The organism is Synechococcus sp. BL107 (assembly GCF_000153805.1).
Lineage (GTDB): Bacteria > Cyanobacteriota > Cyanobacteriia > PCC-6307 > Cyanobiaceae > Parasynechococcus.
Window position 1 is genome coordinate 1750332 of sequence record NZ_DS022298.1, and the last position, 22500, is coordinate 1772831.

A 22500-nucleotide genomic window follows, 5' to 3' on the forward strand; every position below is an offset into this window, starting at 1 on the left:
TCCAATGCGGTCTGTCATTCGCTCCTTCGCAGCTGCATGCTGCGCCCTCCTGATGTTGATCGGCCTCAATGTCGGTTCTGCTCAGGCTGCCACCGTCGAAGTGAAGCTCGGCACCGATGCCGGAATGCTCGCTTTTGAGCCCAGCTCCGTCACGATCAGCGCTGGCGACACCGTGAAGTTTGTGAACAACAAGCTTGCTCCTCACAACGCTGTGTTCGATGGCCACGATGAGCTCAGCCACTCCGACCTGGCATTTAACCCCGGCGAATCATGGGAAGAAACCTTCTCTGAAGCAGGCACCTACGACTACTACTGCGAGCCCCACCGTGGTGCTGGCATGGTTGGCAAAGTGATTGTTGAATGATCGGCTAATCCGATCGCTTGAGATCAGCCTTTCAAAATCCCCGAATCGTGTTTGTTTCATTCACGGTTCGGGGATCTTTCTTTTGCCCTTGCAGCTGAATAGGCTTGGGTACCGAACGCTCTTCGATGGCTCGCATCGCTGGTTTGCTCCTGTTGTTATGGACCTTGATCGGTCCAATGACTACACCGGAGTCTGTGCTGGCCTTCGACAGTGCCGTTGAGCAGGGCGAGCAAATATTTAGCCAGAACTGCGCTGCTTGCCACATGGGAGGTGGCAACGTGATCCGAGCGAGCCGCACACTCAATATTCGCGATCTCAATGCCCATTTGGAGGAGTATCCACAGGATCCTCTCGAAGCGATTGAGCATCAAATCGAAGACGGCAAAAATGCGATGCCGTCCTACGCCGGCAAGTTGAGCGAGTCAGAGATTATTGCTGTCGCCACCTACGTCGAACAGCAGGCCGAAATGGGGTGGTAAGTCGATGAGCAGGGAAGCTGTATCTGATTTTCTCCATGCCATCGAGCACAGCCAACGGGTGCGACATGCCGCTGCGTCGTGTCGGAACGACGAAGAACTCATCGCCCTTGCGAACCAACTTGGCTTTTTTGTGAACCAAGCAGATCTCAACCAAGACAGCCGCGACAGCGCCATAACCGAATGGTTTGAGGTGAGCCATATCTCCTCCTCTTTTCAACCTCCCCGTGCCTGATGGCCGTTATCACCCTGCTGAGTGATTTTGTGGACGGCACCAGCATGGCCCTGGTGGAGGACACGGATCTTGGGAACCTCAACGACTACATGACCCAAAGCCAAGGAAGGCTTTGGGCTGGGGTGCAGCAACGCAGACGTCAACGGGGTCTGACGACGATTCGGCGCGGTCCAGGAACCATTTATTTCGCCCCAGACGAGACAGCCACCGAGGCAGTGGAGCGGTACTTACAGAGTGCCACCGGGACGGAGGAAGAACAGACGGCATTTGCAGCCATGAAAACTGCAGGGGTCTCGATCGCACCGCATGTGGGCGCTGAAGCAGAACGCACCGCACTCCTGGATGGTCAGCTGCGTGATGTAAGACCGCAAGCCAAAGCCCAGGGCTTCAGTTAATTAGCTCTGCCGCGCAGCCTCCAGCACCGCCAGATAGAGCTCCTCATCGATTTCGCGGATGTCGTACTCAGAGGGTCGAACGCCGTGGTGATGCTCATGAACCACCATCCAGCAACTGCGCTCGAGCTCCCCTCCTGCACTCACAGAGAGCTCTAACCCCTTGCGCACTAAAGAATCAATGATCTCCTTCTCCGGCATAACAGCTTCCATGTTCGGTGAACTCTAAAAAGAAGATCGGGTTGCACGTCCGGCGGCGTAGACCCCCAACAAGGCACTTCGGTTTGCCGACCTCGTGATCCCATCGCCCCCCATACGGTTGGACGAGCTTCAAGAGTCACTGATATGCAACCAACCGCAGAACAGTTCACCGAAAAGGCCTGGGCGGCGATTGTGTCTGCTCAACAGATCGCACAAACATCCCGACACCAACAATTAGAAACCGAGCACCTTTTGCTGGCATTGCTGCAGCAAAATGGTCTCGCAGGAAGGATTCTGAAGAAATCTGGCATCGATCCAGCCACCATTCAAGCCGCCGTTGAATCTCACCTGAAACGTCAGCCCAACATGGGATCACCGCCGGAATCGGTGTTTCTTGGGCGGGGATTCAATGCAGCATTGGACCGGGCTGAAGATGAACGCAACAGCTTTGGTGATGGCTATATCTCGATCGAGCATTTGATGCTGGCCTTGGCTAGCGATGATCGCTGCGGTCGGCAGCTATTTAGCCAAGCCGGCATCAAGATCAACCAATTACGAGAGGCCATCACAGCGGTGCGCGGAAATCAAACGGTGAATGATCAAAACCCAGAAGGAACCTATGAATCCCTGGAAAAATACGGACGCGATCTCACCGCTGCAGCCAAAGAAGGTCAACTTGACCCAGTCATCGGTCGCGACGAAGAGATTCGTCGCACCATTCAAATTCTCAGTCGACGGACGAAAAACAACCCCGTCTTAATCGGCGAGCCAGGCGTCGGCAAAACAGCGATCGTTGAAGGATTGGCCCAACGCATCGTGAATGGTGACGTACCTCAAGCGCTCCAGAACCGACAGCTGATTGCCCTCGATATGGGCTCCCTAATTGCAGGTGCCAAATATCGCGGTGAATTCGAAGAACGCCTGAAAGCCGTCTTGAAAGAAGTAACGGCGTCGGAAGGTCAAATCGTGCTGTTTATCGACGAAATCCACACCGTGGTTGGTGCGGGTGCCACCGGAGGTGCCATGGATGCGAGCAATTTGCTCAAGCCCATGCTGGCCAGAGGTGAATTGCGTTGCATCGGCGCCACAACCCTCGATGAACACCGCCAACACATCGAAAAGGATCCTGCCCTCGAACGACGCTTTCAGCAGGTGCTGGTGGATCAGCCGACCGTGGAAGACAGTATTTCCATTTTGCGAGGGTTAAAGGAGCGATACGAAGTGCATCATGGGGTGCGCATTGCCGACAGCGCATTGGTCGCTGCTGCGGTGCTCAGCAGCCGCTACATCGCCGATCGGTTTCTTCCCGACAAGGCCATCGATCTCGTCGACGAATCAGCCGCTCGTCTGAAGATGGAAATCACATCCAAACCTGAGCAGATCGATGAGATCGATCGGAAAATTCTGCAGCTGGAAATGGAAAAACTCTCGCTTGGTCGCGAGTCGGACAGTGCCAGCCAAGAACGGCTACAACGCATTGAACGGGAGTTGGCGGAGCTGGGTGAACAACAAAGCAACCTGAATGCTCAGTGGCAGCAGGAAAAAGGGGCGATTGACGAGATCTCTTCCCTCAAAGAAGACATGGAACGCGTGCAGCTCCAAGTAGATCAAGCCAAACGCAGTTACGACCTCAACAAAGCAGCTGAACTGGAATACGGAACGTTGGCCACCCTGCAGAGCAAGCTTCAGGAGAAGGAAGTCGAACTCGCCGCCGAAGACGGGTCCGACAAAACCTTGCTGCGCGAAGAAGTCACCGAAGACGACATCGCCGAGGTGATTGCCAAATGGACCGGCATTCCCGTGGCACGACTCGTTCAAAGTGAAATGGAGAAACTGCTCCAACTCGAAACCGATCTGCATCGACGGGTGATCGGCCAAGACCAAGCCGTGACAGCTGTCGCCGATGCGATTCAGCGATCCAGGGCTGGGCTGAGCGATCCCAACAGGCCAATTGCCAGCTTTCTTTTTCTCGGCCCCACGGGCGTCGGCAAGACCGAACTCTCCAAGGCCCTCGCCAACCGGTTATTCGATAGCGACGAAGCCATGGTGCGCATCGATATGTCGGAATACATGGAGAAGCACACGGTGAGTCGATTGATTGGCGCTCCCCCTGGCTATGTGGGCTACGAGGCCGGCGGACAACTGACGGAAGCTGTACGTCGTCGGCCCTATGCCGTAATCCTGTTCGACGAGGTGGAAAAAGCTCACCCTGATGTCTTCAATGTGATGTTGCAGATCCTCGATGACGGGCGCGTCACCGATGGCCAGGGGCGAACCGTGGATTTCACCAATACCGTGCTGATCCTGACCAGCAACATCGGCAGCCAATCCATCCTTGAACTAGCGGGTGATCCGGATCAACACCAAGCCATGGAATCCAGGGTGAATGAGGCGTTAAGAGCGCACTTCCGACCGGAATTCCTCAATCGACTCGACGATCAGATCATCTTCCACAGCCTCAGAAAGGACGAGCTCAAGCAGATCGTGACCCTGCAAGTCGCTCGGCTTCAACAAAGGCTCGAAGCGCGCAAGTTGAATCTGCAACTCAGTCCAGAGGCGTCCGACTGGCTCGCCAATGCCGGTTACGACCCGGTCTATGGCGCCCGTCCCTTGAAGCGAGCGATCCAGCGCGAACTTGAAACACCAATCGCCAAAGCAATCTTGGCAGGTCGATACAGCGAAGGAGATGTGATCTCTTTGGATGTTGCCTCCAACGCGTTGGCGTTCCGTTAAGACGCCAACACCCTTGATCGATCAGCACTCAGAACCAGTCGGGCACCTTGGTGTAGGTGGCAGCGTTACGACGATTTTCACGGGCTTCAACGGCCCAGCAACAGGTTCGTCCCCCATCCCTTTGCTGAAGCAGTTCGTTAGCCCACGCCCACACCAAGGCGGCGGTGGACTCCATTCCAACGTTATCCATCACCCGCAGATCGAGGGCACCAAGCTCATCCAAACGACGCCATTCAGCGAGCAACGGATCGTCAGCATTGGCAAGAAACGTGTGATCAAATTGCCCCCGCAAGCGCTGTTCAAACGGTCGAAGACTGGAAAAATCCACCACAAATCCGCAACGATCAAGCCCTTGGGCTCCAAACCAAAGGGTGAAGCTACGGCTGTAGCCGTGCACAAAACGGCAATGTCCCTCGTGGGACCACTGGCGATGGCAACAGGAGTAGCCCTCGAACAACTTGCTACAGCTGAAGGACGTAGGGGGAATGGTCACAACACGGATGGGGGAGGCAAGGGGATGAGCGCTGCGGGAAGATGAGGGCTTGGCTTGTAAGTCTGAAATCTGATGCAGCCCCTCAGTTCAGCATTCATCAACCAACTCCGTTTTAACGAAGCAGGGTTAATCCCAGCGATTGCCCAGGACTGGCTAGATGGAGCGGTTCTGATGATGGCGTGGATGAATCAAGACGCGATTGAACACACCCTTAAAACTGGTGAGGTTCACTATTGGAGCCGATCCCGCCAGGAGCTTTGGCACAAGGGTGCCACGAGCGGACACACCCAAACGGTGCGAGGAATTCGATACGACTGCGATGCCGATGTGTTGCTACTCAGCATTGACCAAACCGGTGATGTTGCCTGTCACACAGGCTCGCGCAGCTGTTTCTTTGAGGAAACGGATGAACGCAGCAGCGGTGGGGAGAATGCCCTGCCCCCACCGGCCGATGCCTGCACTGAATTGTTCAGAACGATTGAGGATCGCCAAAACAAACCCGAGGAAGGCAGCTACACCAACAAACTGCTTGAAGGCGGCGACAACAGCATTCTCAAAAAAGTCGGCGAAGAAAGCGCCGAGTTCGTTATGGCCTGCAAAGACGACAACGCAGAAGAGATTGCTGGCGAAGCCGCGGACATTATTTTTCATCTCCAAGTCGCCATGGCCCATCACGGTGTGCCTTGGCGAGACGTGCAGAAGGTACTGGCTGCACGCCGTGGTGCACCGCGACGCCACTAACTCAGGCAAGGATAATCCGAACTGATCACCACCTCATCGCCAAGCTGCACCGTGTTCAGAAGGGTTCTCAGTGCGGTTTGATTCACATTGATACAACCACCGGTCACCGCCTTCCCCACACGACTGTCGTCGTTGGTGCCATGGATAGCGAAGCTGTACCAGCGAAATTTGCCGTTGTAGGTGTTGAAGCGAAATGGTTGGTCGGTGTTCTCGACGGGCGCCAGGCTGATGTAGCCCCCGCCGTACTCACCGGTTTCACCATCACCTTTGAAATCAATAGCATTCATATCTCTGAACAAATTTTGGCGTAACTCGTCCTCACTTTTTCCAGATTTCGTCACTAACGATGGATCCATCTCAAACGTTGTTGTGCTGAGAATTGCATTCACCTTGAACGTTCCCAATGGCGTGACGCCTTCCTGGAATGTGCTCCCCGCACATGCGATGCCATGGCGACCAAAGCCAACGTTGAAATGGAGTGGGGCCTTGGCGTCGTAGAGCACGCCTTTGCTCAAATCAGGTTGGTCAGTGTTGAGAACGATCCGAATTGCGTCGGTTTGATTCAACGCCTTGTCGTTTTGATCGTCTCCCGAAGGCAGGGCACAGCTAGACAAGCCCACGACCAAGACCATCGCAGCCAGACCACGACCAGCACTCATTAGATCAACACCATCTCGACTAAGGATGCCAACTCCATAGAAGTCCTGCAGATGCACAACATCTTGCTGACCACAAGCGCATATTTTTTCAAAATTTATTTCGGATTTGTTTGAATTAATTGACCAAAATCCGTGGTGATTTGATACAACCAATTCAAGGTAACCCTATCCCGCTGACTGAGATTCAACACAGGTTTTTGATTCTGGTGAACCGCCATCACATCATCAGATTGAGGGCTATGGCCCCAGACGCCAAAAGCATGGCCGAGTTCATGAACAGCGGTGGCTTTTATTACTGAGGCTCTCAACTCTGGAGACACCAACACATCCACATGTGGTTCGAGTCGCCACTGCCCCCGACGCTGAACCTCTACGACCTGAAGACGACTCCTGCCATTGCTGGCTCGCCATTGAGAGCCTATGCGCCTGCGCGGAGGGCGTTGTTGGAAGATTTGAATATGGGCTCGGGCCGGAGACATCACCCGAGTGATTGGCAACACCTCCTCCCAAACAGAGAGGGCCGATTCAAGGGCCAGGGTCCAACGCTGGTCCCACCGATCGGGAGGTTGCTGATCAGCGGGCTCAAGCCACACACACCAGTGCTGAAGCACTGGTGGACCCAATGGCGTTATGGCCAAGACAGAGCCGTAACCGGGAGCCGATGTCACAGAGGAGCCGTCCAAGCTCACCTGTGACATCTGCATCGCCTCAACGGGCGGGCATGGGTCAAGCGGCATCACCCCGCAGGCAAGCCCACTCCACGGGCCATCAATGTTGCCAGGAATGGAATGCTGGCAAAACCAACCAATTCAATATTGATGATCCAACTGAGGCGAGTGGCCAACGCTTCACTCACCTTGGGAAGCTCTCCTTTCCTTAGAGGGATTGCCCAAAGGATGTAAGTCACCGTTGGGTAGAGAGACAACCCTCCGACGGAGAGATACAAGCCAACCTTCCACCAGAACAAGGGGTTTTGGGTATAAAACTCAGTTCCTTGGCCGAAGTGAATGACCCGGAGAATTCCGCTCACCAGCAGGGCCAGTGCAGCAATGCCATAAACAATGTCGGTAATCACCATCGCTGTAGCTTCGCGACGATCTGGATTGGCTTTGATCAAGCGACGCTCCACCACCAGCGCGGCAAAGCACAACATGAAGCTGAGATAGTGAACGTACGCAACGCCGGCGCTCTTGGCGACGTCGGTGGTGAGGGCGACCGCCAGGTGCATCACACGAAAACAAAAGGAAGCGCGACCATAGCCGCCCGCAAAACTTCTTGATCAAAAGATTGGCTTCATCAATAGGAAGAAACTATTGAATATTACGCAAAACATTAATTCGGTACTCTTTATTACGCCCGTTAAATCAATACACTTTGGTTCTAGCTTCATTAAAGCGATGAAGTCATGATGTCGAGCTCCCTCAGTGCCTTCCTCGGAGAAATTGGTCGGCATCAGCTGCTAACTCCCGAGCAAGAACTGATGTTAGGGAGAAAAGTACAAGCGATGGTTGCAATAACAGAGCCTTGTCTTATTGCAGGTGGAACAGGACCATCCTGCGAATACAACGACAATCAAAGATTTGTCATTCGTCGTGGAGAACGAGCAAAAAATCAAATGATTACTGCCAATCTTCGCTTGGTAGTGAATTTGGCAAAGCGTTACCAGGGCAAGGGTCTTGACCTTTTAGATCTCATTCAGGAAGGCACACTTGGGCTCACACGAGCCGTGGAAAAGTATGACCCCACCCGAGGTCATCGTTTTTCGACTTACGCCTATTGGTGGATACGCCAAGGGCTGAATCGCGCCCTATCAACGCAAAGCCGAACAATTCGAATCCCCGTCAATGTGAACGAAAAATTGACGAAGCTCAGGGCAGCAAAAGCACGGGTCATGCAACGCAATGGGCTCACTGCGACGGCGGAACAGTTGGCTGAATTTATGAATCTCCCCCTAACCGAAGTGGAAGACCTCTTGGCCTGCGAATTGCGCAGTGTCACCGTCAGTCTTCAAGGAATTGTGAAGTCAAAGTCGGACCCTTCAGAACTCGTGGACATCTTGCCCAGCGAAGAGATCCCCCCCATGGAACGGGCCGAAATCGCCGAGCGTTCAGCCTCCGTTTGGGCCCTCCTCAGCAAAGCCAACCTCACACCAAAGGAGCACAAAGTGGTGACCCTCCGCTTTGGACTCGATGGCACCAATGAATGGCGGACGTTGGCAGAGGTCGCTCGCCACATGAACTGCTCGCGTGAATACTGCCGTCAGGTCGTGCAAAGGGCACTTCGAAAACTGCGCAAGACAGGGATTCAGAGCGGATTGGTCGAATCCACACTTTGATAAAACGCTGTGGAGCTCATGCTTCAAATGCCGTTTGTTTCCACAAGCGCCAGTGAACCCTTCGATGAGCAGGTGATTGAAGCCGAGGTGCTCGAGCGTGAACTCATTGATGAAGGGGTGTTCAGAAACCTTCTACGCCGCGGTGGTCGACAACTAGCGATGCCCGTCGTTGAAGGGATCGAACTCCTGCTGGACTATCAAACCCCCGCCCAAGTGCGGCTCACCATGCTTGCGGCATTGACCTATTTCGTGTTGCCAGCTGATCTGATCCCAGATTTTCTGCCCGTAGCGGGACTCAGTGATGATTTGGCGGCTCTTACGGCCTTGCTTGGCCTCTGGAGTCATCATGTAACCCCAGAGATTCGCAGTCGCGCTCAACGCAGACTCAACCGCTGGTTCCCTCCCTCGCTCTAAACAGCCTGCCAATCGATGCCTGGATGGTCTCCCGATTTCGAAAACGACCTCACGCAGCTGCTGAAGGATTGGTTGAAAAGCCAGGGTCGAACCCAGGCCGACCTGCGTCGAAGCCTTCGTGCGGCCTCGACACGCATGCCTTCAATTTTGGAGGTGCTGGAGCAGGACTACAAAGCCCACGGGCTCCAAGGGCTGGCATCTCGGCTGTGCCAAGTAGAGAGCGAATGGCACGGAGAAGAACGTCCGTTCGATGCAAATACAGCCAAAACTGCAGCGGATCCTTTTGGCCAATTAGATCTGCTTTTGCAGGAAATTCGCCAAGATTGTTCCGAGTAAGCACCATCAATGGCACACTGGAGACCTCGACATTGATGCAATGAATCAGATCAACGTTGCCAGCGCGGGCTTGCTCCTATTGGCCTCTCTCTTTGCTGGAACCAGTTCGGCTCTTGCTCAAACGGAAGGCTGGTTAAAGGGGCCAGGGGTGAATGCAGGGAAAGGAAGCACCGTTGTTCCGACCAATTGCGTTGAGGGCAGCGATGGATCCATCAGCTGTGACACGAAAATCACCAATCCAGCCAGCAGCACGACGGCTCGTCCCTACTACAACCCCTTCAACGATTGAGCTCTTTTCAAAAGCCCTCTCGCGGTGGACGACAGTCTTTTTTGAGCTGGGTTGACACCGGCGAACGACTCGTGGCCAGGATTCTCGCCCTGATCACCGGGGTCGTGATTATTTCAGCACTGCTGAAACTGGTGTTGTCGCTTGGCTCCAAGTTGCTCACGGGTTCAGAGGCCACATGGCTCGGTGACGACTTGATCAAGGTGCTCGGGGACTTGCTCACCGTCCTCATCGCACTTGAGGTGCTTCAAAACATCACGAGCTACCTACGACGTCACGTCGTTCAAATTGAGCTCGTTCTCGTCACTGCTCTCACCGCAGTCGCTCGGAAAGTGATCGTGCTGCCCTCTGGGGCAGAGGACAAACCGCAGTTACTGGTCGGCTTGGGCATCGCTGTTGCGGCATTGGCGGCCGCGTATTGGCTGGTTAAGCGTGCCAATACAACGCCAGCCAGAGCGTCCCAGGATCCGGATCGCTTCGTTCAACCCGATGAAGACGATGGGGCGGAATGAAGAGATGGTCGCCTGGACTGAGGTCCATCACTCCCCCATCTCCCTGAAAACGCAGCTGAGCACTACCCCGCAATACCAAAACCCATTCCATCTCTGACTGATCCATCCACGACTGCTCGGGAGAACTGAAGGCGTTGGAACAGATCAATTTGAGTTGCCATCCCTGACCTGCAGCCAACTCGCATGAGACTTCTTCCCCAAGAGGTGGGCATCGTGTTTGAAATAAATTGTCGGCGTGGTCAGTCCCAGAAACCGCTTCTCCCCAACGCCGACCAATATCAAAACCCCAGGCTTGGGCTATTGCTACAACTTGGTTGTGGGAGGAGCAGGATGCCAACTGATCACGTCGTTTTTGATCGTGTTCAAGGCTCTTCACCAGCGCCTGCAACTGCCCAACCTTGTCCAGAAAACGGATCAGATCATGCTCAGCCATCCCTGATTCCATCGTTTGTTGGTCTCATCCTGACAACCGACCAAGCACCACAGCAAACAGTTTTTCAGCGGAGTAAAACGGCGTGAATCGATTGATCCAAGGAGTGTTGACCGCTCTCTTGATGCTGCTGATGGCGCCAGGGATCGGAGAGGCTGCAGCATCCAACGAGGGAGCAGCACTGTTTCAGCAGCATTGTGCTGCTTGCCATATCAATGGTGGCAACATCATTCGTCGGGGCAAAACACTCAAGCTGAAGGCATTAGAGCGTCAAGGAATTGCATCTGTAGACGCAATTGCTCAAATTGCTAGGGAAGGCGTCGGGCAGATGAGCGGCTACGGCGATGTTCTTGGTCCTGGTGGTGATCAACTTGTTGCTGAATGGATTTGGGATCAGGCTCAAAATGCTTGGATCCAGGGATAAACGTTTATAGCCGTCCAGATCCCTTCTCTCCAATACACATCTTCAGCAACAAGCTGCTGCACAACGCTGAGAGTTTCGGCTTCAAAAATCCCGAACACATGGGTACTCCCTTCTGTTGGCCCCAACGTGACCAGGATTCCATCCTGCTTAAGGGATTTCAACCGTGATAAATGCTCTTCACGATATGGAGTGCGCTTTTCAAGTGCATCGGCACAATATGTGCCCCAAAGAACAAAACGCGCCATAATAAATCGATGATCTCAAAATCTTCTGGAATAAGAATGGCATATGGAGCAATGTCATCGCTATCTTGGATATATTGATCCATTCACAACCCATGCTTACCGGGAGTGACCTGCTTAACAAACTCAAAGAATTGGGTGACATCAGCAAGTCTGATCTTGTGCGGTCCTGTGGCTATGTAACCACCAAAAAAAATGGCGAAGAAAGGCTGAATTTCACCTCGTTCTATGAAGCTCTTCTAGAAGCGAAAGGTGTCAGTCTTGGCACGATTGGCTTTGCTGGGGATAGTAAGCCAGGTCGCAAATTGAGCTATATCGCCACGGTTCAAGGCAATGGCAACTTATTAATTGGCAAAGCCTATTCGGCCCTACTCGACCTCCAAGTTGGGGACGAATTCGAGATCAAGCTTGGACGCCAACAAATTCGTTTGGTTCCCGTTGGAGGGAGTGAAGATGATGACGATTGATCCCCATCAAATGGTGTTGAATCGTTTTTAATCCGCAGCCTTGCGGAGTTCAGAGCAGAACAATCCTGCTTCCGCCGCCACAGAACCCGATGAAGCGGACGCCATTCTTTTCACCAAAGCGCTTCCAACAATCGCTCCATCTGCACCCCAGCTGCGCACCTGTCGCACCTGATCGACACCAGATATCCCAAATCCAACGGCAACGGGTACGGGGGATGCTTGCTTCAGAGCTTGAACCAACCCCTCGACACGATTCTCCATCGTGCTGCGTTCCCCAGTAACGCCAGTCACACTTACTAAATAGGTGAATCCTCGACTGCTTTGAGCGATCCGTCCCATCCGCTCACTTGGGGTCGTCGGTGCCACCAAAAGAACAAGATCCAGCCCCACCCGCTCCGCAATCGGAGACAACCGCTCAGCTTCCTCCAAAGGAAGATCTGGAACCACTAACCCCGATGCGCCAGCTGCTGCTGCCAGTTCGCAAAAACGTTCCATCCCCACGTTGAGAAGGGGATTGGAATAGGTGAACAAAATCACGGGGATCGACAACTGGCCTCGGAGGGACGCCAACATCTCCAAAACTTTGTTTGGTGTCGTGCCAGCAGCTAAAGCTCGTGCTGCAGCAGCTTGGATCACAGGTCCGTCCGCCAGCGGATCGCTGTATGGCATTCCAAGCTCCACCATGTCGGCGCCTGCGGCCTGGAGGCTCAGCAACACCTCGGCCGTGACAGATAAGTCAGGATCGCCTGCCATCAGAAATGGCATCAGGGCCATTCGACCTTCTCGCTTCAGTTGTTCAAAACGCAGCGCTATGGACGATGACTGCTGACTCAACATCTGGAAGGCTCAACCTGCACAACACCTGCCAAGCCTATGGGTCGGCAGAGGTGGGGTCGTCTCCTTCAACACCAATACGACGAAGCAAAGCCTGCTGTTCCTCCTCTGGGAGGGCATCAAAGCGCGCTTGGATGTCGTCAGCAGCAATCTCGTCATAAACCCCGCGATAGCGGCGACGCTGCTCCATGTAGGTCATCTTGCCGGTGACAACCCGGAAGAGGTAGGACCCAGTCCAAATCACCACGATCAGCACCAGCAGGGTCTGAGCGGCGATGCCGGCGGAGAAGCCTTCGAAACCAGCAGCTTGAAAACCCACCTGGCCGATGCCACCAATCAGCAAAACAGCCAGGCCAATCAGCAGAACTTTTCCTCGCGTCAACTCAAACCTCTCCCTGGCCGCTCAGACGGAGGTTGATGAAAGGAGCAAACACGATCATTCCCGGGAAGAACAGGAACACGAGTCCGTAAACCCCTAAGCGTTCAAGCTTGCTCATGCGGTACCAGCGCAGATTGATCCAGGCGTAAAGCGCGAGAGGAACGGCGATCAAGTACGTGCCAAGTACAGCCCCGTAGGCCAGCAGCACGAACAACGTTTCCTGGGGGAGTTGGCTTAGGAGGGCCTGAAAGTCCAAGATGCAAGGACAGGTGTCCTAAATCTAGGATGTCTGGCGAGGGGGGCATGGCGGAATCGGTAGACGCACCAGACTTAAAATCTGTCGGCACGCAAGTGCTGTGGGGGTTCAAGTCCCCCTGCCCCCATCCCATCAATCAAGACGGGAGTAAATCCGCAAGCTTGGTGCGAAATTCACCTTTCTGCATCCCGCCCTTCAGCTCAGCATGGATGGTGAAATCGCCCTCAGGATCAGTCACCAATAGGTAAGTGGGCCAGCCCATCCCTTCCTTGTTTGGATACTGCTTCAGGAGAATCTTGCGATATTTGCGATACGCCTCAGTGTCTTGAAGCATCACGGACACAAAGGTGCAGCCAAGTTCTTCGGCCACCTTGGCGTCGTAATGACTCATCCGATGGCAAGTACCGCAGTCCTCAGAGCTGAACTTGATCACGTGCATGGTTGAAGCCTCCAAGGGAGCGTCTCCCCAGCATGAAAGGGAACGAGCCCATTCACCACATCTGGCACCAATTTGTCGTGCCGATGCAAGGTGACGATGCCTTCATTCACCGGCAAGCCATAAAACGCCGGTCCATGCAACGACGCAAAGCCTTCAAGTTTGTCCAGTTTGTCGTCCTGGGCAAAAGCCAGGGCATAACTCTCCAAGGCATGGGGAGCATTGAAGATGCCAGCACAACCACAGGACGTCTCCTTACCGGGTCTGGCATGGGGAGCCGAATCAGTGCCAAGAAAAAAGCGGCGATCACCGCTCATGGCCGCCCGTCGAAGGGCCAAGCGATGGCGTTCGCGTTTTGCCACGGGTAGGCAATAAAAATCACTGCGAAGGCCACCCATAAACATGGCGTTGCGGTTGATGTGGAGATGGTGGGGCGTAATGGTGGCCGCCAAGTTTTGATCCGCAGAGCCCACAAAATCCACTGCCTGTTCTGTGGTGATGTGCTCCAAAACCACTTTCAGATCGGGATAACGGTCCCGGATTGGCTTCAGAGAACGCTCGATGAAGACCGCCTCTCGATCAAACACATCCACGTCAACATCTGTGACCTCCCCATGGATCAGCAAGGGCATACCAATGCGTTCCATCACCCGCAGGACTTCATGGATATGTCTGAGGTCCGTCACACCTGCTGCGGAATTTGTTGTGGCATTCGCCGGATAAAGCTTTGCTGCGGTGAAGACACCCTCGCGAAACCCCCGTTCAATCTCATCAGGGGCGATGTCGTCGGTGAGATAAGCCGTCATTAACGGCGTAAATCCCCAAGTCGAATCACACGCCGCAACAATTTGTTCTCGGTAGGCCTTGGCCGCGTCCACCGTCACCACAGGGGGACGGAGATTCGGCATCACAATTGCCCGACGAAACATCTGGGCGGTGTACTGCACCACTTGCTTCAACATCGCTCCATCACGCAGATGGACATGCCAATCATCCGGCGCAATGAGTTGAATTTGATCAGACATCAGTAGGGATAGCAGCCACCGCCAGGCGCAATGCAGTGATCCGATCCGAGGTGATGTTCTCAGTCGGTAAACGGTCTGTGAGTTTGAGTTTTTGTAGCCGATTTTCGGTGCTGCCGGAAGCACCCACCAGGAACACTTGACGCCCCACCTCAATCGCCTCCTTCACAGCATTTTCAAGGGCAATCGCAGCTGTCACGCCGAGATGAGACACCTCAGAAAGGTCGAACACGACAGCCTGACAAGCACCAATGGCATTGTGCTCGCGGGAAATCGCCTTCGCGACGCCAAAAATCATCGGTCCAGCAAGCTGGAACAACAGCACCTTGCCGGAGGCTTGGTCTAAGAGAGCTTGCTCTTCCGGTGTGAGCTCAACGTCGTCGTCGGCCGTACTGATGGTCTTCACTTTCCTCGACTGAAGCGCACTCATTCGATCAATCGTGAGCACATTGGCAACGAACACACCGATGCCAACGGCCGTGATCAAATCCACGAGAACCGTCAGAGCAATCACCCCATAGGTGATCACAGCCGCCTTCACCGAGAGATGGTGGGCCCTTTGCAAGAAGTCCCAATCGATAATGTCGATGCCGACTTTCAGCGCGATCCCGGCCAGAACTGCCAACGGAATCGTCGAGGCCAGTGGGGCAAAGGCCAGCACCACCACCATCAAGATCAACGCTCGGATAATTCCAGAGAGCGCCGATCGTCCCCCCGCCTGGATGTTCACAACGGTGCCCATCGTGGCTCCAGCACCCGGAAGACCACCGAACACACCGGAGGCAATGTTGGCCAGGCCCTGACCCACAAGCTCCTTATTGGAATCATGCTCCGTACGGGTGAGGCTGTCTGCCACCACCGAGGTAAGCAACGCATCAATACAACCGAGCATGCCCAAAACAGCAGCATCCACAAACATCAAGCGCAGCTGTCCACCGGAGAACGTGGGCATATGCAGCGTGGGCAGCGCTGCTTCAAATGGCGGAATCGTTTTTAAGCCTGCGTTATAAAAAAGCGTCATCGACAGCAGGGTGCCGAGAACCAAGGCGAGCAGCTGGGGCGGACAAAAGCGTTTGACGCTGGCAGGTGTAAACCACAGAAGAGCCACCGTGATCACCGCCAGCGCTAGCTCCATCGGCTGCACCCCCGCGATCAAACCGGGAAGATTGGACAGGGTTCCCATCACCCCGCCCACCGCTTTCTGGCCCAAAAATGCGGGCAGCTGAAGGATGACCAGGATGGCGCCGATGCCCGACATGAAGCCGGAGATCACTGTGTACGGCATCTGGGTGACGTAACGCCCAAGGCGGAACACACCAAACAGAATTTGGAAGAGGCCGGCGAGGATCACCACGGTGAAGGCCATCGCCATCGCCGTTTCTTTATCCGGCGCGGTGGCCGTAAAACTCAGGATCACTGAGGTGAACACCACCGTCATCGGACCCGTTGGTTCCGAGATCAGCGTGGGAGTGCCTCCGAACACGGCGGCCACAAGCCCAATGATCACGGCTCCCCAAAGCCCCGGCGCCGGGTCACCGGTGGCAGCCACACCGAAAGCCAGTGCCATCGGTAGAGCAATCACAGCAGCGGTAACTCCGCCGAAGGCATCGCCCTGGAGGTTCGTGGCGTTGATGCGATTCAACAAATCGTGACTCTGCCCCGTGGCTAACGACCTTAGGGCAAAGCAGAATCCCTCCAACTTCTCGGTTGCCCATGCCTGAATTCCTCCAGGCCACGATCGAAGTTCTCCTTGGCATCGCTCTGTTGTTTGGCGGGGGTGAACTTTTTGTTCAGGGATCCATCGCCCTCGCTGTGATTTTCGGGATTCCTCAGCTGGTGATTGGTCTCACCGTGGTGTCACTTGGCACCAGTGCACCCGAGCTGTTTGTCAGCCTCAATTCCGTGCTTCAGGGTTCCGATGCACTTGCCCTAAGCAACGTGGTGGGCAGCAATATCTTCAACGTGATGGTGGTGCTGGGAAGCAGTGCGTTGGTGCTGCCCCTGCGCGTTGAAAGCCGACTGGTGCGCCGAGATGTGCCTTTAATGATTGCCGTTTCAGCCGCGGTATGGGGGATGGCTTCGGCTGGACGCGTGACCTGGCAGGCCGGCCTTGCCCTCCTCCTCGGCTTGATCATCAACACCATCTGGGAGATCCGAACCGCACGGGAACAGCCGGATGACAGCGAAAGTGCAGAACCTGAGATCGAAGAGAACGCCGCAGAAGGCGGATGGCACTTAGCTGTTCTCAGGCTGATTGGTGGCATCGCCGTCCTCACGGTTGGATCCAAAGTGCTCGTGAGTGGAGCCACCAGCGCTGCAACGCTGCTCGGCGTCAGTGAAGCCGTCATCGGATTGACGATCGTGTCGGCTGGCACCTCGATGCCGGAACTGATTACGTCGCTCGTTGCAGCCCTACGCGGCCGGACCGATTTGGCCATCGGCAACGTTGTTGGCAGCTGCCTGCTCAACCTGATGCTCGTACTGGGAGGCACCGCATTAGTCACTGGAAGCCAGGGATTAAACGTCTCCCCCGACCTCATCCATGACGACTTGCCAGTGATGCTCCTCACCAGCCTTGCTTGTCTACCGATCTTCTGGACTCGCGGACGCATCAGTCGATTGGAAGGGGGATTATTGCTGAGTCTTTATGTCCTCTACATCGTTGACAATGTTCTTCCAAGAACAATCCTCGCTAGTTGGTCTGATGAATTCAGATTGGTCATGCTTTGTTTGGTTTTACCGGTCGTAATGGTCACGATCATCACGCAAGCCGTGGTGTATTGGCGGACAAGCCATTGAGCTCTATTTGCGTTAAACAAATATTTTGCCGCACAACATGAGACATCAAAAAGTATTTTTGACAATTCATTAATACAAAAAATTGATGCTCGCTGAAGTCCTTTAATCGGCGAAGTCACATCGTCACAAATTCCTCAGACACCGAAGGATGCAACGCCATCGTGCGATCAAAGTCGTCCTTGGTTGCCCCCATTCCAACAGCGATGGCCGCCATTTGAATGATTTCCGCAGCATGTTCACCCACCATGTGACAACCCAGCACCCGATGACTCTCCTTCTCCAACACAAGTTTGAGTAAACAACGGGGACCCGTAGCAGGCAAAGCACGCGACATCGAACGAAAGCGAGCGCGGTGAACGACTACACCTTCAGCGCCAAACCGTTCAATCGCGGCCTCTTCCGATAAACCAACCGTCGCGAGCTCAGGGTCACTGAAAACGGCACTCGCGACGAGATCATGGTCCACACAACGATGGCGAGTACCAAAGGCACTATCGGCAAATGCCCGCCCTTCGTCGATCGCAACCGGAGTGAGATTCACTCGATCTGTGACATCTCCAACGGCATAAATATGAGGCACCGATGTACAGGAATTGGAATCCACCTCAATGTGTCCAGCTTCGACGCTGATACCTGCTTGATCCAAACCCAAATTTTGCAGCCAAGGGCGACGCCCTGTCGCCATGAGAACTCCACCACAGGCTCTCGAGGTTCCATCGGACAGCTGGACAAGCAGATCACCGGTCTCGCCTTCCACTGCGGTAACCGTTTGGCCAAATAGCACCTCAATGCCGCTCTCCTGCATTCCGTCGAGCACAGCAGTGGCCAGCTCGCCATCGAACCCCCTTAACAGCCTTGGCCCACGCACCACCTGCGTGACCGAAACACCAAGCCCCCGCAAGATGCAAGCGAATTCACAGGCAATGAAACCGGCACCCACCACCACGACTGAAGGGGGGACATCTTGAAGATCAAACATGTCATCACTCACCCAGGTCTTCTCAATCCCCGGAATTTGCGGACGTACCGGTCGACCACCAACGGCGACAAGCAACCGGGATCCAGACACTTCATTGCTCAGTGCTCCGCCGCGCTCATTTGAGACGCCAATGCTTTGGGGTCCTGTGAATCGCCCCCACCCGGAGATCAGGGTCACCCCTGCTTTCTCGAGAAAACCCAAATGAAGCGTGTTGAGGCGATCCACCTCAGCGCGCACACGACGCAGGAGCTCCGGCACATCGGACTGAATGGAGTCGAGCTTGAGGCCATAGGCAGGTGCATCGGCCAGTTGATGGCGTGCTTGAGCGCCATAGACCAGCAGTTTCTTTGGAACGCAACCCCGAATCACGCAGGTGCCACCAACGCGGTCACCCTCCACAATCGCCACGCGCGCGCCGTAACTTGCCGCCCGTTTCGCCGCCGCAAGTCCGCCGGAACCAGCCCCGAGCACAACCAAATCAAACGACAATTCCATGGGGCAAGAGCGCTCCTGCCATTCTCGTCAATGACTGGCTGGGATGCTCGCAGTGTGATCGACAGCCATCGACACAGACAACCCGTCAGAGTGACGCCCTCCACGCCGATGGCTAAGGACCAACTGACCTTGGGATTCAACGCACTATTTGCACTTTTGTGATGTCCATGTCATCAGCCTTTGTTTCATCAGCCCCTGGCCATCCCCTGAGCTGGGACGAACTGATCTTGCACACAACGTCCGAACAGGAACGTGTGCAAGGACCCACGAACGCCCAAGCCAACCTTCGTTTATTTGGCCATGACCCGAACAGTGTGCAAGTCACGCTGTTTAGAGACCATCACGCCTGGTGCCCCTACTGCCAAAAGATTTGGCTTTGGTTGGAGTTCAAACAGATTCCCTACAAAATCCAAAAGGTGACCATGCGTTGCTATGGACCGAAGGAGCCTTGGTTTTTAAAAAAGGTCCCCTCAGGAATGCTCCCTGCCCTGGAACTTAACGGGGAGCTCATCACGGAAAGTGATGTGATCTTGCTTGCTCTTGAGAAACAGTTCGGCCCCCTAGGCAGTGCGATGACCGACTCAGATTCTTTGGAATTACGACATTTAGAGCGACTCTTGTTCCGTGCGTGGTGCATCTGGCTCTGTAGTCCGGGTCTCAATCTTCGCCAGCAAAATCAAGCCAAAGAACAATTTCGAGCGGTAGCCAAGCGCTTTGAACAGGAGCTCAACACGACGCCGGGCCCCTGGCTGCGCGGAGACCAACCCGAAACCGTTGATTTGTTATTCGTCCCCTATGTAGAACGAATGAACGCCTCATTGGCCTATTACAAAGGTTATCGATTGCGACGGGAACATCCCAGCATCGATGGCTGGTTTCGTGCCCTTGAATCCCTGGCGACCTACCGAGGAACCCAGAGCGATATGCACACCCATGTCCACGATTTGCCACCCCAAATGGGCGGTTGTTGGTCGGACAATTCGGAACTTTCCACGGAGCTTGCGGCACAAATCGACTGTGGCGATGGACTCGGCGACGACGAAGCGGTTTGGCCCGACGAGAGCCTTCATGGTCAAGCAGCCCTTGCCTTATCTCGCGTGATCCGCCATCGCGACCAGCTGCTGAAGCGCAATCCTTTCGGCAGCCAAAGATTCGATCTGCCATTGCGTTGCGCCCTCACCCGACTCATCACCGGGGCAGCGTGCCAACCACCGAACGGTTCTGCAGCCTCACTGCGCTATCTCCGCGACCGCATCTCAATTCCGCGGGATATGCCCTTACCCGCAGGTCGTCTTCTCCGCCAAGCCTTGGAAGCGACGGCGGCCATGGATGGCCCACAACAAGGGGAACCACTGGGGCTACGAAATCGCTTTGATCAAGACCCCAGCGCTTTTTTGATTCGGCCATAGTGGTCTGAAGGGTCGCAACAGAGGCGTGTCGCTTCGACTGTCGGTTTATCAGAACATTCCCAAACCAACGCCTGAGACGCCGCTGGTCGAAGTTTCTGTCGCAGCGTTACGCCCAACGCAGTGGTGTGTTGGCTATGCAGAGGTGTGGGCTCGGCAAATTGATTTTTCCAGTGACAGCCGCCAAACCCGGCTGGACTATCTCCGCAAAAAGCCTGTGCCAATGGTGCGCAATGCAGCGGGCTCGCTCTGGATGGTGGATCGGCATCACAGGCTGAGATCTCTACTTGGCATCGATCCTGAAGCCACCACATGGGGTTATGTGATTGCAGAAGTTGATGATCAAAATCCAACGGCGGCGATCAATTATTTGCAGACGCAAGGATGGCTTTATCTCTACGACAGCCGTGGACAGGGTCCACGGCATCCCAGTGAGCTGCCAGGTTCACTACTGACGTTGGAGGACGATCCCTACCGCAGCTTGGTCTGGAAACTAAAGCAAGAAGGATTGATCAAACCCCAAGCCCATATTCCATATCACGAATTTCGTTGGGCGGCCTGGCTTCGCCAAAGGCCTCTACCGCCATTTAGTTCGCGTCAATTGGAGCCTGCACTCGCTCCAGCCAGACGCTTGGTGTGCTCCGAAAGCGCACGCAATATGGCCGGATGGAAAGGAGAAAAAAAAGTCTGACTCTGAATCAACGCTTGCTTCTTGAATCAATTTGCAGCAAGTCGCGCACCTTCTGAACTAGGCCGGCCAGCTTCGGATCGGACGCCAATTTTTTCTCGATCTGTTCAATCGCATACATCACCGTGGTGTGGTCTTTGCCCCCAAAGGTGTCGCCAATGCGAGGAAGACTGAGGTCGGTGCCCTGGCGCATTAAGTACATCCCCACCTGACGCGCCTGGCTCACGGCACGACGGCGAGTACTGCTACACATCTCATCCGCGGTGACATCGAAAACCTCAGAGACTTTCTCAATCACTTGCTGAGGAGACACCGCCACGCCTTGTCCGGTGGGATCAAGCATTGGGGCGACCGACTCCACCGTCATCGGCAGGCCTGTGATCGATGCAAACGCCACTGCTCGGGTGAGAGCTCCCTCCAGCTCACGGATATTGGAGGTAAAACGACCAGCGATGTACTGAATCAGATCCCGAGGCAGAGCCATCCGTTCTTGCTCCGCCTTCTTTTGAAGAATCGCCATCCGTGTCTCAAGATCTGGGGACTGGATATCCGCAATCAGACCCATCTGAAACCGAGAAATTAGCCGCTGCTGCAGGCGTGGGATCTGGCTGGGAGGGCGATCACTGGCAATCACGACCTGCCGGCCTGCTTCATGCAGAGCGTTAAACGTATGGAAAAACTCCTCTTGGGTGTATTCCTTCCCTTCAATGAACTGAATATCGTCAACCAGAATTAAATCTGCCGCGCGATAACGATCACGGAAGGCCTGCATGCCGTCTTTGCGAATCGCTTGAATCAGATCATTCGTGAACGTTTCGGTGGATACGTAGGCAACCCGAGCCCCCGGATCGATCTCGAGGCGGTAGTGGCCAATGGCCTGCATTAGGTGGGTTTTTCCGAGGCCAACGCCACCACAAATGAACAGTGGATTGAATTCCCGCCCAGGAGCCTCCGCCACTGCCAATGCCGCCGCATGGGCCATGCGGCTGTTCTGACCCACCACAAAGCGACCAAAGACGTAGCGAGGATTCAGTCCTGGCAGATAGCGGCGCTGTCCACTAGGGCGTGCTGGTGCTGCCTCCCGCGGTTGCTCAGCTGCATTTGTGCTGTCGAGAGGAGCCGCATCCGTCGTGAGTTCTGCCTTAGGAAAAGCGGTTTCCGCCAGAACCGTGACTTGGACGGCTCGACCGCTGATGCTGGTAGCCATCTCAGCGATGGTGGGCAGCAGCTGCTCCCGCAGCCGAATGCTGGTGAAGGGATTTGGAGCCAACAACTTCAGCTCACCATCGCTGAAGCTGCTGCAGCCCGTTGGCCGAATGAACGTCTCAAAGGTGGGCTTAGAGAGCTTGTCCTGTAACTGCTTTCGCACCTTGGTCCAGAGCTCGTCTCCCGTCTCCACGAAATTGCCGCGCTCCTGGAGGCTGAATCTACGCATGTTGGGAGGTTGCGGCATTCTTAAATGCATC

At 54.8% G+C, this 22500-nt stretch carries 31 protein-coding genes and 1 tRNA gene; 17 read left to right on the forward strand and 15 right to left on the reverse strand.

What is annotated here, in order from left to right:
• Positions 1 to 4: 4 nt before the first annotated feature.
• From petE to BL107_RS09140, 4 genes are all read left to right on the forward strand, one after another.
• Positions 5 to 364: a plastocyanin gene (petE, locus tag BL107_RS09125; protein ID WP_009790047.1), complete on the forward strand. Its 360-nt coding sequence runs from the start codon at positions 5 to 7 to the stop codon at positions 362 to 364.
• A 125-nt stretch (positions 365 to 489) separates the two neighbouring features.
• The gene (locus BL107_RS09130; RefSeq protein ID WP_009790048.1) at positions 490 to 843 is read left to right on the forward strand and encodes a c-type cytochrome; all 354 of its coding nucleotides are present in this window, start codon (positions 490 to 492) and stop codon (positions 841 to 843) included.
• Positions 844 to 847: 4 nt separating this feature from the next.
• Positions 848 to 1075 (forward strand): Nif11-like leader peptide family natural product precursor, encoded by a 228-nt coding sequence (locus BL107_RS09135; RefSeq protein WP_009790049.1) that lies wholly within the window; start codon positions 848 to 850, stop codon positions 1073 to 1075.
• Positions 1075 to 1470 (forward strand): hypothetical protein, encoded by a 396-nt coding sequence (locus BL107_RS09140; RefSeq protein WP_009790050.1) that lies wholly within the window; start codon positions 1075 to 1077, stop codon positions 1468 to 1470. Before BL107_RS09135 ends, BL107_RS09140 begins: the two co-directional genes overlap by 1 nt.
• Here BL107_RS09140 and BL107_RS09145 read toward each other — a convergent pair whose 3' ends face one another.
• Positions 1471 to 1680, reverse strand: a complete 210-nt coding sequence (locus tag BL107_RS09145) for a hypothetical protein (protein WP_009790051.1) — start codon at positions 1678 to 1680, stop codon at positions 1471 to 1473. It lies immediately after the preceding gene.
• Positions 1681 to 1812: 132 nt separating this feature from the next.
• On the opposite strand from BL107_RS09145, the gene clpB reads away from it, so the two are divergent.
• On the forward strand, positions 1813 to 4401 hold the full coding sequence (gene clpB, locus BL107_RS09150; protein ID WP_009790052.1) for an ATP-dependent chaperone ClpB: 2589 nt from the start codon (positions 1813 to 1815) through the stop codon (positions 4399 to 4401).
• 28 nt (positions 4402 to 4429) lie between these two features.
• Here clpB and BL107_RS09155 read toward each other — a convergent pair whose 3' ends face one another.
• Positions 4430 to 4894 (reverse strand): 6-carboxytetrahydropterin synthase, encoded by a 465-nt coding sequence (locus BL107_RS09155; protein ID WP_037988424.1) that lies wholly within the window; start codon positions 4892 to 4894, stop codon positions 4430 to 4432.
• A gap of 72 nt (positions 4895 to 4966) precedes the next feature.
• Here BL107_RS09155 and hisIE point away from each other — a divergent pair, with 72 nt between their 5' ends.
• Positions 4967 to 5635: a bifunctional phosphoribosyl-AMP cyclohydrolase/phosphoribosyl-ATP diphosphatase HisIE gene (hisIE, locus tag BL107_RS09160; protein ID WP_009790054.1), complete on the forward strand. Its 669-nt coding sequence runs from the start codon at positions 4967 to 4969 to the stop codon at positions 5633 to 5635.
• Here the strand turns inward: hisIE and BL107_RS09165 are convergent.
• The 3 genes from BL107_RS09165 to BL107_RS09175 all read right to left on the reverse strand — a co-directional run bounded on the left by BL107_RS09165 (position 5632) and on the right by BL107_RS09175 (position 7522).
• The gene (locus tag BL107_RS09165; protein WP_037988426.1) at positions 5632 to 6294 is read right to left on the reverse strand and encodes a L,D-transpeptidase; all 663 of its coding nucleotides are present in this window, start codon (positions 6292 to 6294) and stop codon (positions 5632 to 5634) included. The two genes, hisIE and BL107_RS09165, sit on opposite strands and share 4 nt — an antisense overlap.
• Before the next feature lie 95 nt (positions 6295 to 6389).
• A complete protein-coding gene (locus BL107_RS09170) occupies positions 6390 to 7031 on the reverse strand; it encodes a matrixin family metalloprotease (RefSeq protein WP_009790056.1) in 642 nt (213 codons plus the stop codon).
• The gene (locus BL107_RS09175) at positions 7031 to 7522 is read right to left on the reverse strand and encodes a DUF2214 family protein (RefSeq protein WP_009790057.1); all 492 of its coding nucleotides are present in this window, start codon (positions 7520 to 7522) and stop codon (positions 7031 to 7033) included. The genes BL107_RS09170 and BL107_RS09175 overlap by 1 nt, the downstream gene beginning before the upstream one ends.
• A 180-nt stretch (positions 7523 to 7702) precedes the next feature.
• Here BL107_RS09175 and BL107_RS09180 point away from each other — a divergent pair, with 180 nt between their 5' ends.
• Genes BL107_RS09180 through BL107_RS09200 form a run of 5 tightly spaced genes read left to right on the forward strand, consistent with a single transcriptional unit; the run spans position 7703 to position 10177 of the window.
• Complete coding sequence (locus BL107_RS09180) at positions 7703 to 8629, forward strand: sigma-70 family RNA polymerase sigma factor (RefSeq protein ID WP_037988945.1); 927 nt, start codon at positions 7703 to 7705, stop codon at positions 8627 to 8629.
• A gap of 18 nt (positions 8630 to 8647) precedes the next feature.
• Positions 8648 to 9043, forward strand: a complete 396-nt coding sequence (locus tag BL107_RS09185; RefSeq protein ID WP_083772475.1) for a YkvA family protein — start codon at positions 8648 to 8650, stop codon at positions 9041 to 9043.
• A gap of 15 nt (positions 9044 to 9058) precedes the next feature.
• Complete coding sequence (locus tag BL107_RS09190) at positions 9059 to 9379, forward strand: hypothetical protein (RefSeq protein WP_009790061.1); 321 nt, start codon at positions 9059 to 9061, stop codon at positions 9377 to 9379.
• 40 nt (positions 9380 to 9419) lie between these two features.
• Complete coding sequence (locus BL107_RS09195; RefSeq protein WP_009790062.1) at positions 9420 to 9668, forward strand: hypothetical protein; 249 nt, start codon at positions 9420 to 9422, stop codon at positions 9666 to 9668.
• Positions 9665 to 10177: a phosphate-starvation-inducible PsiE family protein gene (locus tag BL107_RS09200; RefSeq protein WP_050749846.1), complete on the forward strand. Its 513-nt coding sequence runs from the start codon at positions 9665 to 9667 to the stop codon at positions 10175 to 10177. The genes BL107_RS09195 and BL107_RS09200 overlap by 4 nt, the downstream gene beginning before the upstream one ends.
• Here the strand turns inward: BL107_RS09200 and BL107_RS12350 are convergent.
• The gene (locus tag BL107_RS12350) at positions 10092 to 10610 is read right to left on the reverse strand and encodes a Nif11 domain/cupin domain-containing protein (protein ID WP_009790064.1); all 519 of its coding nucleotides are present in this window, start codon (positions 10608 to 10610) and stop codon (positions 10092 to 10094) included. The two genes, BL107_RS09200 and BL107_RS12350, sit on opposite strands and share 86 nt — an antisense overlap.
• Positions 10611 to 10692: 82 nt before the next feature.
• Between BL107_RS12350 and BL107_RS09210 the strand changes: the two genes are divergently transcribed.
• On the forward strand, positions 10693 to 11031 hold the full coding sequence (locus BL107_RS09210; protein WP_009790065.1) for a c-type cytochrome: 339 nt from the start codon (positions 10693 to 10695) through the stop codon (positions 11029 to 11031).
• Here BL107_RS09210 and BL107_RS12355 read toward each other — a convergent pair.
• Positions 11007 to 11276 (reverse strand): YciI family protein, encoded by a 270-nt coding sequence (locus BL107_RS12355; RefSeq protein ID WP_071984244.1) that lies wholly within the window; start codon positions 11274 to 11276, stop codon positions 11007 to 11009. The genes BL107_RS09210 and BL107_RS12355 overlap by 25 nt on opposite strands.
• Before the next feature lie 92 nt (positions 11277 to 11368).
• Here BL107_RS12355 and BL107_RS09215 point away from each other — a divergent pair, with 92 nt between their 5' ends.
• A complete protein-coding gene (locus BL107_RS09215; RefSeq protein WP_009790068.1) occupies positions 11369 to 11740 on the forward strand; it encodes an AbrB family transcriptional regulator in 372 nt (123 codons plus the stop codon).
• 27 nt (positions 11741 to 11767) lie between these two features.
• Here BL107_RS09215 and trpA read toward each other — a convergent pair whose 3' ends face one another.
• From trpA to BL107_RS09230, 3 genes are read right to left on the reverse strand one after another with little or no spacing between them, the layout of a single operon-like run.
• The gene (gene trpA, locus BL107_RS09220) at positions 11768 to 12577 is read right to left on the reverse strand and encodes a tryptophan synthase subunit alpha (protein ID WP_037988431.1); all 810 of its coding nucleotides are present in this window, start codon (positions 12575 to 12577) and stop codon (positions 11768 to 11770) included.
• Positions 12578 to 12611: 34 nt separating this feature from the next.
• Entirely contained in the window at positions 12612 to 12956 is a 345-nt protein-coding gene (locus BL107_RS09225; RefSeq protein ID WP_009790070.1) for a DUF3007 family protein, read from the reverse strand.
• A gap of 1 nt (position 12957) precedes the next feature.
• Positions 12958 to 13209 carry an NAD(P)H-quinone oxidoreductase subunit L gene (locus BL107_RS09230; RefSeq protein WP_037988433.1) on the reverse strand — a complete coding sequence of 84 codons (252 nt, stop codon included), beginning with the start codon at positions 13207 to 13209 and terminating at the stop codon, positions 12958 to 12960.
• A gap of 41 nt (positions 13210 to 13250) precedes the next feature.
• On the opposite strand from BL107_RS09230, the gene BL107_RS09235 reads away from it, so the two are divergent.
• A tRNA-Leu gene (locus BL107_RS09235) sits at positions 13251 to 13336 on the forward strand.
• Positions 13337 to 13345: 9 nt separating this feature from the next.
• Here the strand turns inward: BL107_RS09235 and BL107_RS09240 are convergent.
• From BL107_RS09240 to BL107_RS09250, 3 genes are read right to left on the reverse strand one after another with little or no spacing between them, the layout of a single operon-like run.
• Positions 13346 to 13648, reverse strand: a complete 303-nt coding sequence (locus tag BL107_RS09240) for a hypothetical protein (protein ID WP_009790072.1) — start codon at positions 13646 to 13648, stop codon at positions 13346 to 13348.
• Complete coding sequence (pyrC, locus tag BL107_RS09245) at positions 13639 to 14670, reverse strand: dihydroorotase (protein WP_009790073.1); 1032 nt, start codon at positions 14668 to 14670, stop codon at positions 13639 to 13641. Before pyrC ends, BL107_RS09240 begins: the two co-directional genes overlap by 10 nt.
• On the reverse strand, positions 14663 to 16312 hold the full coding sequence (locus BL107_RS09250; protein ID WP_009790074.1) for a SulP family inorganic anion transporter: 1650 nt from the start codon (positions 16310 to 16312) through the stop codon (positions 14663 to 14665). The genes pyrC and BL107_RS09250 overlap by 8 nt, the downstream gene beginning before the upstream one ends.
• A gap of 68 nt (positions 16313 to 16380) precedes the next feature.
• Between BL107_RS09250 and BL107_RS09255 the strand changes: the two genes are divergently transcribed.
• Positions 16381 to 17466: a calcium/sodium antiporter gene (locus BL107_RS09255; RefSeq protein WP_009790075.1), complete on the forward strand. Its 1086-nt coding sequence runs from the start codon at positions 16381 to 16383 to the stop codon at positions 17464 to 17466.
• A gap of 115 nt (positions 17467 to 17581) precedes the next feature.
• On the opposite strand, the gene gorA is transcribed toward BL107_RS09255, so the two are convergent.
• Positions 17582 to 18940 carry a glutathione-disulfide reductase gene (gene gorA, locus BL107_RS09260; RefSeq protein WP_009790076.1) on the reverse strand — a complete coding sequence of 453 codons (1359 nt, stop codon included), beginning with the start codon at positions 18938 to 18940 and terminating at the stop codon, positions 17582 to 17584.
• A gap of 161 nt (positions 18941 to 19101) precedes the next feature.
• On the opposite strand from gorA, the gene BL107_RS09265 reads away from it, so the two are divergent.
• Positions 19102 to 20349: a glutathione S-transferase family protein gene (locus BL107_RS09265; RefSeq protein ID WP_009790077.1), complete on the forward strand. Its 1248-nt coding sequence runs from the start codon at positions 19102 to 19104 to the stop codon at positions 20347 to 20349.
• Between the two features lie 25 nt (positions 20350 to 20374).
• A complete protein-coding gene (locus BL107_RS09270) occupies positions 20375 to 21037 on the forward strand; it encodes a ParB/Srx family N-terminal domain-containing protein (protein ID WP_009790078.1) in 663 nt (220 codons plus the stop codon).
• 7 nt (positions 21038 to 21044) lie between these two features.
• On the opposite strand, the gene dnaA is transcribed toward BL107_RS09270, so the two are convergent.
• Positions 21045 to 22487: a chromosomal replication initiator protein DnaA gene (gene dnaA / locus BL107_RS09275; RefSeq protein ID WP_232192941.1), complete on the reverse strand. Its 1443-nt coding sequence runs from the start codon at positions 22485 to 22487 to the stop codon at positions 21045 to 21047.
• Between the last annotated feature and the right edge of the window lie 13 nt (positions 22488 to 22500).

Coding starts and splice junctions, on each gene's coding strand:
- petE (WP_009790047.1), top strand. CDS start 5: ATGCGGTCTGTCATTCGCTCCTTCGCAGCTGCATGCTGCGCCCTCCTG.
- BL107_RS09130 (WP_009790048.1), top strand. CDS start 490: ATGGCTCGCATCGCTGGTTTGCTCCTGTTGTTATGGACCTTGATCGGT.
- BL107_RS09135 (WP_009790049.1), top strand. CDS start 848: ATGAGCAGGGAAGCTGTATCTGATTTTCTCCATGCCATCGAGCACAGC.
- BL107_RS09140 (WP_009790050.1), top strand. CDS start 1,075: ATGGCCGTTATCACCCTGCTGAGTGATTTTGTGGACGGCACCAGCATG.
- BL107_RS09145 (WP_009790051.1), bottom strand. CDS start 1,680: ATGGAAGCTGTTATGCCGGAGAAGGAGATCATTGATTCTTTAGTGCGC.
- clpB (WP_009790052.1), top strand. CDS start 1,813: ATGCAACCAACCGCAGAACAGTTCACCGAAAAGGCCTGGGCGGCGATT.
- hisIE (WP_009790054.1), top strand. CDS start 4,967: ATGCAGCCCCTCAGTTCAGCATTCATCAACCAACTCCGTTTTAACGAA.
- BL107_RS09165 (WP_037988426.1), bottom strand. CDS start 6,294: ATGAGTGCTGGTCGTGGTCTGGCTGCGATGGTCTTGGTCGTGGGCTTG.
- BL107_RS09170 (WP_009790056.1), bottom strand. CDS start 7,031: ATGCCGCTTGACCCATGCCCGCCCGTTGAGGCGATGCAGATGTCACAG.
- BL107_RS09175 (WP_009790057.1), bottom strand. CDS start 7,522: ATGCACCTGGCGGTCGCCCTCACCACCGACGTCGCCAAGAGCGCCGGC.
- BL107_RS09180 (WP_037988945.1), top strand. CDS start 7,703: ATGTCGAGCTCCCTCAGTGCCTTCCTCGGAGAAATTGGTCGGCATCAG.
- BL107_RS09185 (WP_083772475.1), top strand. CDS start 8,648: ATGCTTCAAATGCCGTTTGTTTCCACAAGCGCCAGTGAACCCTTCGAT.
- BL107_RS09190 (WP_009790061.1), top strand. CDS start 9,059: ATGCCTGGATGGTCTCCCGATTTCGAAAACGACCTCACGCAGCTGCTG.
- BL107_RS09195 (WP_009790062.1), top strand. CDS start 9,420: ATGAATCAGATCAACGTTGCCAGCGCGGGCTTGCTCCTATTGGCCTCT.
- BL107_RS12350 (WP_009790064.1), bottom strand. CDS start 10,610: ATGGCTGAGCATGATCTGATCCGTTTTCTGGACAAGGTTGGGCAGTTG.
- BL107_RS12355 (WP_071984244.1), bottom strand. CDS start 11,276: ATGGCGCGTTTTGTTCTTTGGGGCACATATTGTGCCGATGCACTTGAA.
- BL107_RS09215 (WP_009790068.1), top strand. CDS start 11,369: ATGCTTACCGGGAGTGACCTGCTTAACAAACTCAAAGAATTGGGTGAC.
- trpA (WP_037988431.1), bottom strand. CDS start 12,577: ATGTTGAGTCAGCAGTCATCGTCCATAGCGCTGCGTTTTGAACAACTG.
- BL107_RS09240 (WP_009790072.1), bottom strand. CDS start 13,648: ATGCACGTGATCAAGTTCAGCTCTGAGGACTGCGGTACTTGCCATCGG.
- pyrC (WP_009790073.1), bottom strand. CDS start 14,670: ATGTCTGATCAAATTCAACTCATTGCGCCGGATGATTGGCATGTCCAT.
- BL107_RS09255 (WP_009790075.1), top strand. CDS start 16,381: ATGCCTGAATTCCTCCAGGCCACGATCGAAGTTCTCCTTGGCATCGCT.
- gorA (WP_009790076.1), bottom strand. CDS start 18,940: ATGGAATTGTCGTTTGATTTGGTTGTGCTCGGGGCTGGTTCCGGCGGA.
- BL107_RS09265 (WP_009790077.1), top strand. CDS start 19,102: ATGTCCATGTCATCAGCCTTTGTTTCATCAGCCCCTGGCCATCCCCTG.
- dnaA (WP_232192941.1), bottom strand. CDS start 22,487: ATGCCGCAACCTCCCAACATGCGTAGATTCAGCCTCCAGGAGCGCGGC.